This window comes from Muriicola sp. Z0-33 (assembly GCF_026126425.1).
Lineage (GTDB): Bacteria > Bacteroidota > Bacteroidia > Flavobacteriales > Flavobacteriaceae > JAFMPW01.
In genome coordinates this window covers 576,065-593,856 of the sequence record NZ_JAFMPW010000002.1, presented here as the reverse complement: position 1 = coordinate 593,856, position 17,792 = coordinate 576,065, and the positions used below count along the sequence as shown (strand labels likewise).

The following is a 17,792-nucleotide window of genomic DNA, read 5'->3' as shown; positions in this document are numbered from 1 at the left end:
ATATAAATATATAAAATGATATATTTTTTTAAAATTATCCCTGTACTTCTTAGGGTTTCCTTCGATTTTTGCGCTTATTATTGAATGAGCGTAACGTGTAGCCAACTTTTTAACTCTTTTACCGAAAACTATTAGTTTATGGCTGCTATTTTGTTTTCTTTACACTTTATTTTGATTTGCAAATATCGTTTTTTACCAGAGTATTCATGCAGTAAATAATACTTAAGATGAATGGGTAATGGTCAACTATTTTCGATCTGTTCCCTAAAAATTATCTGATGTGTTTTCGATTCTTGATTCACCCTGTAATGGCATGTCAATTAAGAGTTGCTATTAAAATTGTTTAGAGAGTCAACGGCTCTTATAAAATGATTTTTAACCAGAAGATATATACTTAATTCTATGTCAATAATTAATCAAATTTATCAGCAATTGATAAAGCTTTTTTGGGTGTTAGTTAAGCTATATATTCCAATTATAGCCTTATTAGCGCTCTTTGTAGTTCTTCAAATTAAATATGGCATAAGGGTAAGTACGTTTACCAGGGATCCCATCCAGTTTTTCGGAGGAGACCCCTATATCGGTATATTGTCCAATATTGGAATTTTATTTTGGGCGGCCACGGTAAGTATCACTTTTTTTACAAGCTATATGCTCTGGGGAAGTAAACGATATAAAGCTTCATCAAAGTTTCTTTTTTATTCCGGGTTGTTTACTTCTTTTTTGATGTTAGACGACTTGTTTCTACTTCATGAAAACATCTTTCCCAAATTATTGAACATTCCTGAATTACTTGTGTATATAGTCTATGCTCTAATTCTGATATGGTATTTTACCGCATATTACAAGAAGATTTCAAAAGGAGAATATGTACTGCTTTTATTGGCAATATTCTTTTTTGGAGGTTCAGTTTCTATTGATTATATCGGACAATTTATTAAAATTCCCGGAGTATACGTCCTGGAAGACGGTTTCAAAATATGTGGTATTGTCACCTGGTTTACCTATTTCGTGCGAACAGACATTGATTATTTGAAACTTTCATTTTCAGAGGAGAACAACTCAATTAATTAAAAATGATTATGCACATTACCATAATGGTTAATCCTATTATTTATCAAACAATGCAAATTTAAGCTTCCTAAAATTGAACAGTAATCCAACTATAAGTATTATCATCGCCACGTATAATAGGTCTGGCACCATTGAACGTTGCATTAGTAGCATTTTAAGACAATCATTTTCTGATTTGGAAATTATTGTGGTTGATGACGGTAGCACTGATAATACACTGAATGTATTGAAGCCTTATGAGGACAAGATTAGACTGTTTAAACACCCTTTTAATAAAGGGGTGTGTGCAGCCAAGAATACTGGTCTTAATCAAATAAAAGGGGATTGGTTTGCTTTTTTGGATGATGATGATGAACTGCTTCCACATGCTCTGGAAACCATGTTGAACGTTCCAAAAATGATAGATGCAAAAATAGATGCCGTCACCTGCAATTGTATAAATACAAGTACAAATGAATTTTCGGGTATTGGCCTTTCCGGAAGTGGTTACATAGACCTTAAAGATATTGTTCAGAAATGTAAAGGGGAATATTGGGGAATAACCAAAACCAGTTTATTGGGAAACAAGCGCTTCAATGAAGACCTACCAGGCGTGGGTAATGTATTATGGTACAGAATTGATAATATTGCAAGGCGCTATTATTTACATGAGGCTTTGCGCATATATCATATGGATGGGAATGATCATGTTACCCAAAATTTGAAAACACTCAAAAATAAAATAAAGTATTACCGGATATTAGTCAGGGATGATTTTTATTGGGATGTTTTATATAAATATAATTTGCCCAGATATAAAAAGGAGTGCTTTAAAGGAAAATATTTTCTTGCATTGGATGGAGACAAACAGGGACTTAATGCTTACCGAACCAGACTCCGGAAAGCGCGTTCAGAACTTTCTTTTAAAAATATCATTACCTACTCCTTGCCGGAAATTATGCCTCCGGGAATATTAAAATCAATTTATGGTATTACTCAGAAAGTTAAAGGGAACTGACAAAACATCTGGTTAAGATGTTGCATCTAATTTTATAGTTTCAGTTGCTTTATATAGATCAATTGCACTAGGTAAATCAGGAAAATATAATACACCATTATTTCCGAAAATTCACCAATATTTACTCCCAAGCCGCCATCTTCCAGTATATTAAGACCAACAAGAAGTCTAGGAACTAAATCTGATATTATTGCAAGGACTGCTACAATTATAATTCTGGGTTTAGGGATGAGGTATTTAAGGTATGGGTGCTTAAATTTTGAATTTAAAAACGGGGCAATTACAAATATTAAGCCCATAACCAAATAAACCGACCTTTTAAATAGTTTGGCATTATTTCCTCTGTTATGGATATTTTTGTCCGGAATATATTTACTCAAGAATTCTTCTTTTTCGCCTCCCAAAAATTGAGCAAAATGTTCTCCGTAATCAATTTCTTCTAAGAATACAAAAACAGCAAACAGCGAGATAAATAGAAAGCCTACTTTTAAAATTGAATCTTCTGACTTTAAAAAAGAGCGAAAAGCAAAAATTAATATGCAAAAAATTATTACTAACTGTATATTTTCCAGAATTCCCCATTCCCAATTCTCTTTTGGGCAAACAAATTCAACAAGTGCAGGTATTTTAGAAAAATAAAAAATCATTAGAATACTGAGTACGGTGATAGGTATTACCCAATAATACAAATGCTCCTGCCTTGTCATTTTATTAATATCACTTTTAAGTAAATTCAAATAACTCTTCATAATCATGTTATAATGAAACTAAACTTTATGGTAGATTGCGCCAATTAATGTATTGTATATCACATTTAAGATCTTCAAAAATTATTTTATATAATTTCGACAGGAATTATATATAAAATCTTAGGTGATTCATTGTTCTAATTGGGCACAAAATACTGAAATTCCTAGGATATTTAAGTAAATAGTCACTTTGAGGGTAGTATATCGAGCATATGTGTTGTTGAGGTATATTTTACTTACGTAATCGAACAAAATACCTAGATTTAACCCTTTATTAGGGCCGTATATGACTAAAAAGAAAATTGCATTTTTTGGCATTAAATATTTTCCTTCTCAAGGAGGATCAAGCAGAACAGCCGAGAGTATTGCCAGGGAATTGCAAGATAAATACCATATTACATTTTATTGCTATAAAAACCCATTGGCCGATGGCCATTTGGAGCATGTCAGGGCAGTGCAAATACCAAGAATTCCGTTAAAGGAATTTGGCGTATTTATATATTATTTCCTTTGTTGCATTCACATATTGTTTTCTAAAAAGTATGATATAATACATGTTCACAAAACGGATAGTGCAATATTTATACCACTGCTGAGGCTAAGGGGTAAAGTAATAGCTACATCCCAGGAAGCACCCTACCTCAGAGATAAATGGAATATTATTTCTAAGGGTTACTTCCGATTTATGGAGTACTTTTTTATATATTTTTCCACGATACGTACATCTGTTTCACAACCCCTGGCAAATATCTACCAAAGAAGGTATTCCAAACCAGTGCATTATATTCCTAACGGTGTTACGATCAGCGAATCAAAGGAAGATGTTTCAATAGATAGTTTGTTATTGGAATATGGAATTAGGGAAGACGAACGGTTTATTTTATTTGCTGCCCGTAGAATCATGTCGACCAAAGGACTGCATACCATGCTCGAAGCAATGCACAATTTAAACTATAAGGGAAAGATTTTGATAGCTGGTCAGCATTCTCATGCGAAGAGTTACATGAAAACTATTTTTAAGCTTGCTGAGGGTCTCGATGTAAAGTTTCTGGGTTATATAGGTGATAAGGCTATTTTAATGAGATTACTAGACAGGTCTGAATTGTTTGTATTCCCGTCCCTTACGGAGGGTTTATCATTAATGCTACTTGAAGTAGGTGTAAGAGGTACTACCCCTATCCTTTGCAGCGATATACCTGAAAATACACATGTTTTTACCCCTCAGGAAGCCCTATTTTTTAAAGCGAATGACAGTATTGATTTTACTGAAAAGTTTGGCTGGGCGGCAACAAATACAGCTATAATGAAAGAAAAGGCGGTTAAAGCCAGAATACGGGTGATTAATGAATATTCGAGTCAGGTAATTGCAAAGCAGTATGATAAATTATATGATCAAATATTAAAAAACACTTATAATAATTCTTAAAATATGACGACTCCTCGCAACGACAATAGGGACTATATCGTCTTTTTGGGAGAATCAACTTTTCCAGCGGGTCTGGCGGCAATTCAAAGAATGACATTAATGGCCAAGGCTCTATTAAATGATGGATTTGGTGTTATGGTCGTTTGCAGAAAAGGGGGTTCAAGAGGTAAGATTATTGACTTCCCAAGCAATGGGAATTTTGAAGGTATTGAATATGTTTATACTTCAGGAAATATTTTAAGGCCCAAAAATTTTTTAAAAAGAAATCTTTTAAAAATTAAGGGAATATTTGGAGAATTTATTTATTTGTACAGCTTTAATAAAAGAAATAAAATTACTGCAGCAATTATTTCTAATCATAGTGCCTTCCACGTCTTTCGATATAGGATTTTTTCATTGATAATTGGATTTCCTATTATTTTGAATTTTGTTGAAATGGCCTCATCCATGAAAGGACGGGAAAGGTTATTAACGAAAATCAATGACTATATTTTTGATTACGGAATAATTAAAATTGTGGATGGAGCTCTGCCTATTAGCAACAAGCTGGTGGATTATTATCGTCAATATTCACCTTCAAAACCCTATTTAAAACTTCCTATTTTATGTGATTTTGAAAAATTTGATGTAGCTGCTTATGAAGAATCCGAGACAATCTTCATGTATTCCGGAGCAGCATCTTATCTTGAACTTATTGACTTCCTGATTATCGCCTTTGACCAGTTAACAATGCAGGGAGACACTATTATTTTACAATTAATACTGGGAGGAGGAGAAGCAGAGCTTAATAGAGTTAAGAAACGAATAGGGGAAGCATTAAATAAGGATCATATAAGGCTAACAACAAATGTTCCTCATAAAGATATACCAAAGTATTATTCCATGGCCAGCGCACTTTTAATCCCCTTAAGGCCTACAGTACAGGATGAAGCGAGGTTTCCTCATAAAATTGGGGAATATTTGGCAGCTGGTAAACCAATGATAACCACCGGGTATGGAGAAATCAATAATTATGACTTTATTGATGGCGAAAACGTATTGATCGCTGATGAATATGATCCTGGCGATTTTGCCGATAAAATGAATTTTGTTATAAATAATCCTTCAGTTGCAAAAAGTATAGGAATTGAAGGAAGGCAAATGGGATATAAGAATTTTAATTATACCAATTTTGGAAAGGACTTGCGCAAGTACTTTGCAATTTTGAAACCTGATAGTACATAACATTAATTAGGATTTTTTCGCATGATTTTTAGGGTATTGGCCCATTAATATAAAGGTGTTTAAATACTATTAAATACAAATTTTTAGACTATGAATATAGCTTTGATAACAGGATCCTCGGGTTTAATAGGAAGTGAGGCCTGTAAGTTTTGGGACAAAAAAGGATTTTCAGTTATTGGTATTGATAACGATATGAGAAGTTATTTTTTTGGAGCAGACGCCAGTACTTTGAATATGGAAAGTAAATTGAAAAGCTCCTTGAATAACTTTACAAGTCATTCTATAGATATCAGGGATTATGATAAATTAAAATTATTGTTTTCTAAATTCAAAACCCAAATTAAAGTAATAATACATACGGCAGCTCAGCCCTCTCATGATTGGGCGGCCAAAGAACCTTTTACCGATTTTTCTATAAATGCAACCGGCACTTTAAATATGTTAGAATTAACCCGGAAGTATTGTCCTGAGGCAGCATTTATTTTTACAAGTACCAATAAAGTCTATGGCGACACTCCAAACAGTTTGCCAATGACAGAATTGGAACATAGATGGGAGATAAGTGAAGATCATCCTTTTCATGAACACGGTATTGATGAATCTATGTCTGTTGATCAGTCCAAACACAGTTTATTTGGAGCGAGTAAATTATCTGCAGATATACTGGTACAGGAGTATGGAAGGTATTTTGGAATGAATACGGTTGCTTTTAGAGGAGGGTGCTTAACTGGCCCATCGCACAAAGGTGCAGAATTACATGGTTTTCTATCTTATTTGATCAGATGTGCCATGGAAGGAAAACATTATACAATTTTTGGATATAAAGGGAAACAGGTAAGAGATAATATCCATAGTTCGGACCTGATAAAGGCCTTTTGGCATTATTATCAAAATCCAAGAAAGGGTGAAGTATACAATATAGGGGGTTCGAGGAATTCTAATATTTCTATCTTGGAGGCAATTCAAAAGATTGAAGAGTTTAGTGGTAAGAAAATCCAATATACGGTATCGGATGAAGCGCGTTCCGGAGATCATATTTGGTATATTTCTGATATAAGAAAATTTAAGGACCATTACCCGGAATTTGAATATGATTATGATATGGATAGAATTTTAAAGGAGATGCTGAATGCCGTTTCGGAATAGGTATGCGGATTTATATTGCAATTCAAGCTAAAAAACAATATAAAATTAGGACCTTTTAATACTTCAATATTTTGTGGCTATGAAAATACTGTTACTTATTGACAGCCTTGGATCTGGGGGAAGAGAAAGGAGATTAATTGAGTTGATCAAAGGATTAAGAGAACAACCGCAAATTCAGCTAAAATTGATAATATTTTCTGATAACATCCATTATAAGGAGATATATAGAACAGGTATCCCCGTTATAATCCTTAAAAGAGTTCCCAAACGAAACCCATTAGTTTTTTACAGACTGTTTAGCATATGCAGAAAATGGCAAGCGGATATAATTCATAGTTGGGGCACTATGTCTTCCATTTGGGCCATTCCCTCTGCAGTATTTCTAAAAACCCCATTGATTAATGGTAACATTGTAGATGCTCCTAAAGACATGAAGTTTTTTGACAAGAGATTATTCCGGGCAAGATTAACTTACCCATTTTCCAGGGTAGTTGTTGGGAATTCAATGGCCGGTCTGGATGCTTACAAGGTGCCTGAAAATAAACGGGTCTGCATCTACAACGGATTTGATCTTAACCGTCTAAATTTGTTAAAGGAAAAGAAGTCGGTACGCACAGAATTTAGTATAGAAAGCGAATATGTCATTGGTATGGTAGGTAGTTTTTCTGATCGTAAAGATTATGGAACCTTAATAGAAGCTGCCTTTCAAATACTCAATATTAGAAAAGATGTCAGTTTCGTTTTTGTTGGAGACGGCCCTGAATTTGCGAAAAGCAAGACTATGATCCCGAATGATTTGCAACCATACTTCAAGTTTGTCGGATTGCAAAATGATGTGGAATCTATCATCAATATATTTAATATAGGGGTAATGTCTACAAATACCCATAGGCATGGAGAAGGAATATCTAACGCCATCCTGGAATATATGGCATTAGAAAAGCCGACCATCGCTACCCGGGGGGGCGGAACAGATGAAGTTGTTGATCATCTGGTAACCGGGATACTGGTAGATCCTCATTCTCCTGTTATAATGGCCAAAGAAATACTACATCTTTTAGAGAATCCTGAGCAATGCCTGCTTATGGGTGAAAATGCAAGAAAACGTCTTGAGAACAATTTTGGTCTGGACAAAATGACCAATTCCTACTCACAACTTTACAATAGTCATATAGCTAACTAAGTAATTGGATTTGTACCATATTTAATCTTTGAAGATTGAATATGTATCATATCTCATTTCGAAGGTGAATTATTTTTTGTCGAGTGCATTTCATCGAAAAAATCGAACATTTAGTCGCAAATAGCGACAAATTAATGATCTTTATTGTCCCTAAACCTACGAATGTGAGCAACTTACCTGTATCTTGCCATAAAATATCAATGTATATATTCCTCCTTGCCATAATCCTTGCATGCAGCAATGATATTGACATTCTCACTGATGCCGTGATCAATGATACGGAAACTATGGTAGAGGAACGAGAGGCTGCAAATTCTGAAAATGAAGCGGGTGAACAAAGTGAAACACCCCCTGATGAAATGGGCGAGGGGAGTGGTATTGAAGACGGATTTGTCAGCAGAAATACACAGTTCCCTCCTATTGAAGATGCATATGTTCAGAGTAACAAAGGATATGACCAGACCATTATCCGTCTCGATGAAAATAACAGAACTTCTTACCTAAAGTTTGATCTTACCCCCATAGCAGCTATTGATGGCTATATAACTGATGCTGTCCTACAATTTACAATTGAAAGTGATGAGGGTAACGGTACAATTGATATTAATAAGGGTTTAAATACAAATTGGACAGAAGAAGAATTAGATGATAGCAATGTTCCTGAAATTGATATACTTCTGGGATCTATAACCAAGGAGTATAAAATTGGCAACACAGAAGAAGTCTTATTGAGTGCTTCTGACCTGCTTCCCGAGCATACCACACTTATATTACGTCATCAGGGTGGGAACGATTTGGCAATAGCTTCAAAAGAACACCCATCCAAAATTGGTCCTAAGTTATTGGTGAGTTACCATGCCCCTGAAAATGCCGATATTATTGTTATAGAAGAAGAGGAGCCCGCAACTTCAGATGAAGAAGAAACACCTGAAGAAGATAGTGCAACAACTGAGAACGCTGCCCCAATGGCCATAGCAGATGCAAGTCCGTCAGCTGGGCAGGCACCGCTTGAAGTGACTTTTACCGGCAGTAATTCTACGGATGACAATGGGGTTGTTTCTTATTCCTGGGATTTTAAAGATGGCAGTACAGCTGCCATTGCAAACCCTAAACATACTTTTTCATCTATTGGGACTTATGAAGCTGTACTTACCGTAACAGATGCGGCTGGTCTTAGTTCTACAGATAATGTAACCATTAAAGTAAATGAAGAGGTCAATGCGGCTCCTATTGCTCAGGTATCCGCCTCGCCACTTTCGGGGGTACTGCCTTTGGAAGTTTCTTTTGTGGGTAGTAGCTCTTCAGATGACAATTCCATAGCAAGTTACTCCTGGGATTTTAAGGACGGTACTTCTGCCAGCAACGCTAATCCAACGCATATTTTTAACACATCTGGATCCTATCTGGTTGAATTGACAGTTACAGATGAACAGGGCCTTACGGACAAAGAGAGTATTTCAATTACCGTAAATGAACCTGCAAGCAATGAAGCTCCGGTTGCAGAAGCTTCCGCTAATCCAATGACCGGAGAAGCACCATTAACTGTAAACTTCACCGGAATGAATTCATTTGATGACAATGGCATTATCAGCTATCTATGGGACTTTCCGGGTGGTTCTTCCTCTGATCCCAATCCTGAGTATACTTTTAATACTCCAGGGGTATATGATGTTATGCTGACCGTTACAGATGACGCAGGTCTGACAGATACAAGCACGCTCAGTATTAGCGTTACCCAAAATACTGGTGGAGGATCCGGCGGTGGCACGGGTTGCATTACCAATGGTGGAAGGGCCGATGATACCGGGTTTAAATCATGGTGCTGGGAAGATATTTCTATTCCAGAATATTCGGATAGAAAGGGAGTGTCCTTTAGTAATAATGAGTTGTATATTGATTCGGAATGCTATGAAAGGCAGGTCACAAATTCTGGGAGTCAATTAAAATTTGAGATAGATCCTATTAACCCAGGAGTTGAAAGTTGGTGCAGCAGAAATTTTAATATGCGCTCTGAAATAAGAACTGCCCCATGGAATGTTCAACATAGTCTGGGTACAGAGGAATGGTTTGGCTGGAGCTATACCTTTGGTAATGATTATGAAATTGACCAGAACAATCAATGGAAATTTTTTCAGGTTTATCCTGGCCCACCTGGTCTATCCCCAAATATAAGTTTGGAGGTTATCCACGCAACACAATTTAATAATCATAATGCCGGAGAAGTCTATGTCGTCAGACAAGGTGGAGATAAGGATTATCGGCCAACAGGATTTACACCAGCTGCAGGAGAAAAACTGGATATAGTCGTGCATGTAGTATGGGGTGACGCTTCTACCGGACTATTACAGGTTTGGATAAATGATAATCTTGTATTTAACGAAAACGCAAGTACCGTTCACCCAGGAACACCTTGGGGAGGAAATGCAAAATGGGGAATTTACAAATGGCCATGGAATAACGCAGATCAGGTACAAAAGTCTTTAAATCAGGGGATAACGAAATTAACCACCTATTTAGGACCTATAAGGATGATTACAAGAAAACCGGGGGATGTAGACTACGGAAAGAATTCCTATAACGAGGTATCTCCAAATTAATATTACCAAGTTTAGTACCCCATATTGGGCTTTTGCCCGTTTGTTATTAAATTATTGAAATATTTTAATCGGAACGATTAAGAGGTACTACTTTTATTGTCCTGGAATAAACGAAACTTAAAAATAAAAGTATACCAGGAACTGCCAGGATAAAATATCTTGCTTTCCCTCCCAATAGTATCATCCCAAAACAGTAAATCAAAACGAAGCAAAGAATCGCTTTTAATTCATAAGGAATTACTTTCCTGATAAGATATGCAGGGTAAAGTAGAACTATAAAGAATACTACTATGAACATATTAGGAATTATATAGCCGTAACTTGTTAAATTGTGATATCTGTATGACAGGGGATAGTTGAATAACAGGCGACCGGTATTTGATATTGTATTTCTTATATATTTAAAAGGATATTCCTTCATATTCATTATCGCTTTGGCCTTGAAAATACTATCTTTCTTTATATTGTCGTAAGCCTGTAATTTTAGATAGAATGCCCGATGATTATCCGCTAATTTTGATAAATCCTCTTTCGAATAAGTCGAGTTTTCAATAGCGTGAGGTGTACCAAGAATTAGGTCGGGTGAAAACCAATCTCCTTGTTCTTTCTCAAAAGGTGTAGACCTATGATATAATATTTCTCCACCCCTGGTGCCCAAGTAAAATGCTTTGCCGGTTATGTTATATGTGTATAAAATATAAGGTGCAATTAGGATCATTGCGCCAAAAGAAACAATTATTGCGGCCTTGGTTTTACGATTTATTTGTATTAAATAGTTAACCAATAACAGCAATGTTGCTATAATTATGACATGAAAAAAAACAGCTTTGGTCACTACTAAAAAGCCCAGGTAAAATGATGCCATTAAATAATGTTTATTTGGTTTATGACCTTTATTCAATATTATACACAAATGATAGATTATACCACAGATAAGCATAAATGACAGTGATTCTGTATAAAGCAAAATCATCCATTTAAGCAAAGGAGGATAAAAACCCATTGCATAAGATAACAGCAAAGCACTTTTATCGGAAATGTATATTTTCAATGCTCCATACAAGTAATTGACTGCAATAAAAACAAATACCCCATTAAGAATTTTAGCCAATATGAAAGGAATATTAAAGGCTACAAAGGGTATTAATATTATGGGGTAACCAGGACCATTGCTCAGATCCGGATTGGCAGAATCTGTATAGAATCCCTGGACCAAATTTTTTGCGTACTGCAAGTATCTAGCTTCATCACCAATTATCTCATCTGATGCAAAAACAAGCACAATTATCGTATAGATTACCAATAGGGGTAAAAAAAGTAATATGGGCTTAAAAAATAATTTTCTACTCATTTTAAGTATTCGGGTTCATGATTCTTTGGATTTTCTAAGTAGCCCGGAATTCAGATGGAACAGTTCATCAAAATACCTCTTACTTTGCAATGATAGGAAACCTATTCCTATGAACTGTAAAGCAACAATTAATGTGAAACCACCAACAAAGAAGGCATGGGGTCTGTCTCTGAAAACCGAGGCAATGGCTTCTGTAAATCTATCATTCCATAGTCCTGAGGGAACCACAATGTCGGGAAATACTACATAAGTATGATAAAAGATCCATACAATTACATAGGTAGAAATGAGCAACAAAGTAATGCCAACAAACATAAAAAACACATAAGGCCTGAAAATGAAACTATTCATCAGACCCAAAAGTACCCCTTTGTATATCCTTAGGCTCGAGGTCCTTGTTTTACCTTCTGTTAACTGATAACTCCAATCTAAATGCGCAGGAATTTCTACAATACGCGCCCTGAGAATGGTAGCCTTCTGGATTATTTCCGGATTTATTGAATAGGTACTCGATTTTAGATTTAACGATTTCAGAAAATCTGCTTTATAAGCCCGCGCCATGCTGGTGAAAGTGTGAATGTTTATGCCCGATGCCAGGCGCATTAATTTGTTCACCGTTTTGCTTAAAACCAGTCTTAAAAAAGGAACACTTGTTGTTCTTCCTCCCTTCATATAAGGAGAGGCTACAACCACTTCTGCCTCTGTTGCAATAAGCTCGTCTACCATCATCTCAACATGATCTGGTGCATAGCTCAAATCAATATCCAGAACAACTATGTATTCCCCAATCGCGTTCCTAAATCCGGTACGCAGGGCGCCTCCCAGATTGCGATTAACTCTGTGGTGAATTACACGAATATTGTCATTGGATATGGCAAAATTATCGGCCAGCTCCGCAGTGTTATCAGAACTACCATCATTTACAATAAGAATTTCCCATTCAAATTTATCACTGAGGGTATTCAAATACTCTGTCAACGTAGTCAGACTTTTGACAATCACTCCGGCCTCATTAAATGCCGGAAGAATAATTGATACAAGCGGTTTATGGTTGGCCTTCATAGTTACAATAAAATTTTCTCTACAGCCCTGAAGAATAACTATATCATTAGCTGCCTATCACAGTTTTGTTTAATTATACAGTTTTTCAATGCAATTGCAGATGCGGTTAAACTCTGCGTCATTAAGCCTTTGACTATTTGTATTGGTTGATAACTTAAGATCTTTAAGGCTTTCTGTCTCAATTTCATAATTCAAAACGTTTTTAGCAACTTTTTGAATCAATTCTTGCGGTTGCTTGCAAAAATCTTCATAGGACACACGCAGGTATTTTTTTGGATCTATTTTCTTTCTGCCAGAAGCAAGGGTTTGGTCTACTTGGTACACCTGTTTACATATGTCATCAATATAATCCAGGGGGTCTCCCGTGTTTTCTGAGTCCTGACTCAAAAGGCCCCATCCAATTTTGTTAGTCCCCTGAACTGCCCTACGTGAAAGTACCAAAGATTGAGCAACAAAAATGGGGTCTCTATGAATTTCTATAAAGTATACATTTTCCAATATTTCATCCAGCAAGGGGGCGCAAAGCGAATTTCTGTTGTTTTTGTTGAGGAAGGGTTTTTTGGTTATATGCAACCAAGTATTAAAAAACAATTTCATATCTGCAGAAGATTGTTCATTAATTTCCTTTGGAATATGATTTCTATCGTCGCCTAACCATCTGTTCCACAGGGAAAATGCATCATTAGGTCCTCCCATGCCAGATACGCTACCATAATAACTTTGAAAACTTTTCTTTGGTTTTGGTAAAAACCTGCCAAATAATTTTAATGCAGATATGGGCGATCTGCTAAAAGCAGCAATAAAATTGCTGATATACCCGACGGGTAAATAATAGGCCAGGGTTTGATACAATAGGGTAGTGCCGCTTCTGGAACCCCCAAGAACCAAAATAATCGGATCTTTTGAGATACTCCTTTGTTTTTGCAGTCTTCTCTTTTCTTTCCTATGCAAAAGAAAATCGACAGGGATCAAAATTTTATTGAGGACTTCCCGAATAAGAACAGAGTAGGCAATCTTATTACCAGAAAGTAACATCCTTTTCAGCAGCCCAAAAGGATCTTTAAAATTTGAATAACCCATTGCAAAATAGTTTGATAATTGGAAATCCTAATTTAACAATCGGATAACCCTTATGTTCTTTTCCTGGTCTCATATCAATTTTACATCCAGTTTGGGGTTTTTTAAAATATCAGAAACATGCTCATCCATGGTCACCAGATCAAAATTTCTATCTAATACTTTCATGACTTTTTTAAAGATGTATATCTTTCTTTCACTGGAAATATTCATTCCGGGAAAGAACGTCAATTCGGAAATCTGATCCCCGCCAATTAGGTCTAAAGGATGCAATAAGAAACTCGGTTCGGTTTTGGTCAGTTTACAGAGGAAAATGGCAGTTTTTAAGTACAGCATCATCAAACCAACGGAAATATTACTCAGGTACAAAAGGTAACTTAAATGAAAAGGAATACGAAATACGGGCATTGTTGTTACCGGTACTTCCAGTAACCTGTTTCCATTCCTCAATTTCCAGTAATAAGGGTTTAACCTTCTGAAGCCGTCAGAGAATTTCCCAAAAATTTCCTTTCTGTCTTCCCTTTCCTGTTTAGACAATTTGGATGTCCTGAAATAATAAAACCTGGCCAATGGCCCAATTACAGTTGGTAGGGTAGTGGCATCGTAGCGATATCCCTTTTCTCCAAGTACTTCCAGTAAAATTTTGCTCCAGCTAAAGCCGGGTCCTCTGAACCCTGTTGGTGCCTGTCCTGTAACCTCTTCAATAATATCATGAGCCTTATCTATCTCATTTTTCATCTCTTCTTTGGTGTACAGGTGCAACCAGGTCTCGTGTTTAAATGAATGATTGCCAATTTCATGACCGGCCTCGGCCAGACTCCTCAACATTTTGTGATTTTTTTTGAAGGCGGCATCCTGTCCTACTATAAAAAAAGTAATCTTTAAATCTAGTTCTTCCAGTACTTTTAGCGCATAGGGCACAAATATATCGAGGTAAGAAGGATATTCTTCCCATCCTTCTTCCCCATGAATTTTCATGTAAGACCATTGATTATCGAGGTCCAGAGAAAGGCTTGCTAGTGGTTTATTCATGCAGTGTGTCTATTGCTATCTTAAATAGATTCTAAATCCTTATTGAAATTAATCATAAAATAGTCTATATGCTGGGTTACCGTATTATTGTTGAGTGTTTCATTAACGAATTGGGAGGTATTCAGAACGTAAAAGTCAGGATTTTTGGTTTGTATTTTTGGAATAAATTCCGAATAATTTAGCACTTGCAATGGTTGCACCTTCATGGCCTTATTAATGTGGACTGAATTAACTGTTCCCATGTTAAATTCCGGATACAACTTTTGAACTCCTTTTAAGAAAATGTCTTCTAATTCCTGGTCGGTCTTCTGCCAATAGGTGTCATCAGCGGTGGCGTATTTCGGAAAATAAGTGATGTACTTACCGCCGGTCTCTTCCAGATCTACCAGGGTACTCATGCCAATTACTCCAGTAAATGGTATTTCCTTATCTGCAATGTTCAGCACATAATAGGGGGTAAGGGGTTGCTCTGTAAGCATCACCATGCATATGACTCCCAGATATTCTATAGGTTTTTGCTTTTTAGTTACCTCCACAAGCTTAGGAGCGGCTAAAATATTCAAAGCATTTAAGGGAGCGGTAAATATTAATTTGTCGAAATGCTCTTCTCTATCATTATAAAAGACAGTAATTCCTCCTGATGCGCCAGGAATTATTTTTTTAACTGAGCAGTCTAGCAACAATTCTGCATCTTTCTGAACCAGTAATTCTTGCAAACGGTCAAAAACAGTTTTATAGCCCCCAGAGACATAACCCATATGTTCTTTTTGTGCAGCTGAACTCCGTGCCTGGAACAGCCGTTTAATATATGACCAAATAAATACAGCCGAAACACTTTCATGCATTTCACCTAATTTGGCAAGTAATAAAGGAGACCAGAATTTTTCATAGGTCTTTTTTCCTCCAATTTTTATCAGCCAGTCTTTTGCTGTTATCTTTTCAAGGGTTTTCCAATTCTTAATCCTTGAACCATAGAAAATAGTAAACCCCAGTTTTAATTTGTCGATAATATTGAGGGGTGGGAAGAATAAAAATTCTTTCAGGCTACTGATAGAGTAAAATTTGTTTTGCACATAATAACCTGTCATGGATCGCCTCCAGTTTATCTGGTCTCCCAGACCAATTTCTTCCATTAGATGTATTAAATCTGCATCTGTCGGCAATATGACATGGTAGAACCTGTCCCAAATAAAATGTTCATAGTCATGATAAGTAGATAAACCGCCAGGCTGGGTTTCTCTTTCAAAGACCTTGACTTTAGCATTGGTTTTTGAGATCTTATGCGCCAGTACCAGGCCCATAAACCCTCCACCAATGATAGCAATTTTCATATTAGTTGCTTTTTTCCAGGGAAATGTTTTTTTGCCATTCAAAAGTTTGGCGTAATCCATCTTCTAATGAAGTTTTCTCCTTTACCCCCAAAATCCTCTGTGCTTTTGTGGTATCCGGAACGCGTCTCATAACATCCTGATATTTCCTGCCAACCGATATCTGATCGTAGGGGATGAGGGTAATTTTGGAATCAGTAGGAACGTCTGCAATACGCTTTATGGTATTGGCCAATTCCAGAATAGTTATTTCCTGATCGGCTCCAATATTGAATACTTCACCGTTGGCCTCAGGTTTAATGGCGGCGGCATATATACCGGCTACGGTATCATCTACAAAGGTAAATGTTCTAGTCTGTAACCCATCTCCATGAATGGGGATATCCTTATTGTTCAGGATGCAGTCTATAAATACAGATTGCGGGCCTCCCCACCAGGACAAATGCTGGTTAGGGCCATAAGAACCAAAGAACCTGAGCATAACCACAGGGAAATTATAGGCCTCCATATAGGCTAGTGCCAGGTGTTCATCGTATAATTTTGATACTGCATACGCCCAACGCGGAACCTTGGAATCTCCCATAACGCAATTACCGTCTTCTACAAAAGGCAGGTCGTTACTCATTCCATAAACGTCTGAAGTGGAGGCGAGTACAAACTTGCAGGAGATGCTTCTGGCAAATTCAAGCATATTTTCACAACCTTTTGAATTTATTCTTAAGGTGTCTACTGCTTTCCCGTACCTGGGGATTTTGTATGCAGCCAGGTGAATTATGACATCAAAATCGGTGTCGAGCGCATCGATAGCAGATTTGTCCAGGATATCATTTTCTAAAAAGACGAAATTTTCATGGGATAGATGGATTTCAATATTTTTTAAACTCCCCATGGAAAGATTATCAATACCTACAACATTATGACCTTCGAGTAATAATTTGCTCAATAAGTTAGAGCCCAGGAAACCCGCTACCCCGGTTACTAAAATTTTCTTAGGGTTTGTATTCATTTAATAACTGGTTTTGATTAATAAGTTATAATGGTTGTTGATATGGAGCCAAATTAACCCAATAAAACAATATTATAAAATGGATAGATGACTTTTAATAGATGAAAATTAACAGCACGACGAATATTCTGATAGCCCTTATTGTTTTAGGGATAGAAGATGAATATTTCTTACAAAAATTTGTCTGTCAATGCGTCTGCCACCAGCTAATCTGCTATTTTTTTAATCTAATAAAGAAAGGAACTTTTATTGACTTCAATTTGTTTCATTTTCAATGTTAATTGTATATTTGCACCCGCCTACGCAGCAAAAAGCTGCTTCGGCGGGCAAGCCCGCTAAAAAAAGGTCGCGTAGCTCAGCTGGATAGAGCATCTGCCTTCTAAGCAGACGGTCACAGGTTCGAATCCTGTCGCGATCACTACAAGCGTAAACCCTGCAACTTTCGTTGCAGGGTTTGTTGTTTCTATTAAAAAGCGAAGCTCGCTTCAGCTTTTTTATGGAAACAACAAACAGCATTGCCTGGGCAATGCAGGTTTACAT

14 protein-coding genes and 1 tRNA gene are annotated in these 17,792 nt (G+C 36.5%); 8 read left to right on the top strand and 7 right to left on the bottom strand.

What is annotated here, in order from left to right:
* The first annotated feature begins 432 nt into the window (after positions 1–432).
* Both J1G40_RS05410 and J1G40_RS05405 read left to right on the top strand, forming a co-directional pair.
* On the top strand, positions 433–1,074 hold the full coding sequence (locus tag J1G40_RS05410; protein WP_265241575.1) for a hypothetical protein: 642 nt from the start codon (positions 433–435) through the stop codon (positions 1,072–1,074).
* Between the two features lie 73 nt (positions 1,075–1,147).
* Entirely contained in the window at positions 1,148–2,071 is a 924-nt protein-coding gene (locus J1G40_RS05405; protein ID WP_265241574.1) for a glycosyltransferase family 2 protein, read from the top strand.
* A gap of 32 nt (positions 2,072–2,103) precedes the next feature.
* On the opposite strand, the gene J1G40_RS05400 is transcribed toward J1G40_RS05405, so the two are convergent.
* A complete protein-coding gene (locus J1G40_RS05400; protein WP_265241573.1) occupies positions 2,104–2,820 on the bottom strand; it encodes a hypothetical protein in 717 nt (238 codons plus the stop codon).
* Between the two features lie 286 nt (positions 2,821–3,106).
* Here J1G40_RS05400 and J1G40_RS05395 point away from each other — a divergent pair, with 286 nt between their 5' ends.
* The 5 genes from J1G40_RS05395 (at position 3,107) to J1G40_RS05375 (ending at position 10,396) form a co-directional block, all read left to right on the top strand.
* Positions 3,107–4,246, top strand: coding sequence for a glycosyltransferase family 4 protein (locus J1G40_RS05395; protein ID WP_265241572.1), 1,140 nt, complete (start codon positions 3,107–3,109; stop codon positions 4,244–4,246).
* Between the two features lie 3 nt (positions 4,247–4,249).
* Positions 4,250–5,470, top strand: coding sequence for a glycosyltransferase (locus J1G40_RS05390; RefSeq protein ID WP_265241571.1), 1,221 nt, complete (start codon positions 4,250–4,252; stop codon positions 5,468–5,470).
* A 90-nt stretch (positions 5,471–5,560) separates the two neighbouring features.
* Positions 5,561–6,616 (top strand): NAD-dependent epimerase/dehydratase family protein, encoded by a 1,056-nt coding sequence (locus tag J1G40_RS05385; RefSeq protein WP_265241570.1) that lies wholly within the window; start codon positions 5,561–5,563, stop codon positions 6,614–6,616.
* A gap of 79 nt (positions 6,617–6,695) precedes the next feature.
* Positions 6,696–7,799, top strand: a complete 1,104-nt coding sequence (locus J1G40_RS05380) for a glycosyltransferase (protein WP_265241569.1) — start codon at positions 6,696–6,698, stop codon at positions 7,797–7,799.
* A 200-nt stretch (positions 7,800–7,999) separates the two neighbouring features.
* Positions 8,000–10,396, top strand: coding sequence for a PKD domain-containing protein (locus J1G40_RS05375; RefSeq protein ID WP_265241568.1), 2,397 nt, complete (start codon positions 8,000–8,002; stop codon positions 10,394–10,396).
* A gap of 64 nt (positions 10,397–10,460) precedes the next feature.
* On the opposite strand, the gene J1G40_RS05370 is transcribed toward J1G40_RS05375, so the two are convergent.
* The 6 genes from J1G40_RS05370 to J1G40_RS05345 form a co-directional block, all read right to left on the bottom strand.
* Positions 10,461–11,747: a hypothetical protein gene (locus tag J1G40_RS05370; RefSeq protein WP_265241567.1), complete on the bottom strand. Its 1,287-nt coding sequence runs from the start codon at positions 11,745–11,747 to the stop codon at positions 10,461–10,463.
* A 15-nt stretch (positions 11,748–11,762) separates the two neighbouring features.
* Positions 11,763–12,809 (bottom strand): glycosyltransferase family 2 protein, encoded by a 1,047-nt coding sequence (locus tag J1G40_RS05365; protein WP_265241566.1) that lies wholly within the window; start codon positions 12,807–12,809, stop codon positions 11,763–11,765.
* 69 nt (positions 12,810–12,878) lie between these two features.
* Entirely contained in the window at positions 12,879–13,889 is a 1,011-nt protein-coding gene (locus tag J1G40_RS05360; RefSeq protein WP_265241565.1) for a sulfotransferase, read from the bottom strand.
* 69 nt (positions 13,890–13,958) lie between these two features.
* A complete protein-coding gene (locus tag J1G40_RS05355) occupies positions 13,959–14,918 on the bottom strand; it encodes a polysaccharide deacetylase family protein (protein ID WP_265241564.1) in 960 nt (319 codons plus the stop codon).
* A 20-nt stretch (positions 14,919–14,938) separates the two neighbouring features.
* Entirely contained in the window at positions 14,939–16,249 is a 1,311-nt protein-coding gene (locus tag J1G40_RS05350; protein WP_265241563.1) for an NAD(P)/FAD-dependent oxidoreductase, read from the bottom strand.
* Between the two features lies 1 nt (position 16,250).
* Positions 16,251–17,252, bottom strand: coding sequence for an NAD-dependent epimerase/dehydratase family protein (locus J1G40_RS05345; RefSeq protein WP_265241562.1), 1,002 nt, complete (start codon positions 17,250–17,252; stop codon positions 16,251–16,253).
* Between the two features lie 344 nt (positions 17,253–17,596).
* Here J1G40_RS05345 and J1G40_RS05340 point away from each other — a divergent pair.
* Positions 17,597–17,670, top strand: a tRNA-Arg gene (locus J1G40_RS05340).
* Positions 17,671–17,792: the final 122 nt, after the last annotated feature.